Origin of the sequence: Acinetobacter sp. NIOH-H-8, from assembly GCF_046635365.1 — a bacterium.
GTDB lineage: Bacteria > Pseudomonadota > Gammaproteobacteria > Pseudomonadales > Moraxellaceae > Acinetobacter.
The window spans coordinates 1-451 of the sequence record NZ_JBHDVN010000189.1; the positions used below are offsets into that span (position 1 = coordinate 1).

The 451-nt window shown below is 55.4% G+C and carries 1 protein-coding gene and 1 pseudogene; both read left to right on the top strand.

The genetic code is table 11. The features are described from left to right. Nucleotides 1-21: 21 nt before the first annotated feature. Nucleotides 22-102, top strand: a pseudogene (locus tag ACEWB7_RS17725) (hypothetical protein); the annotation flags it as partial. Between the two features lie 81 nt (nucleotides 103-183). After that, nucleotides 184-451, top strand: a 268-nt coding sequence (locus tag ACEWB7_RS17730; protein ID WP_411581049.1) for a hypothetical protein, incomplete at its 3' end; no start/stop codon positions are given.

Consider the following 451-nt stretch of genomic DNA (forward strand, 5'->3'; position numbering starts at 1 on the left):
GATCTCGCAGGGGGCGACAATTTGCATATCGGCGGCGACGGGCTGGTTAGCCTGGCAAACAATAATAGTTACCTGGGCACCACGCAAATCGCTTCCGGTACGCTGGTGGTGAGCGACAACTCGCAGCTTGGAGATACCCATTACAACCGCCAGGTTATCTTTACCGATAATCAACAAGAAAGAGTGATGGAGATTACTGCCAATGTCGATACTCGCTCTACAACGACTGAGCATGGGCGTGATATTGAAATGCGCGCCGACGGTGAAGTGGCAGTTGATGCGGGGGTAGACACGCAGTGGGGCGGACTGATGGCTGACAGCAGCGGGCATCATCAAGATGAGGGTAGCACATTGACTAAAACGGGGGCGGTTACGCTGGAACTGACCGCCAGAGGTACGACGCAGTCGGCGGTACGTGTCGAAGAAGGCACCCTGAAAGGCGATGTTGCGG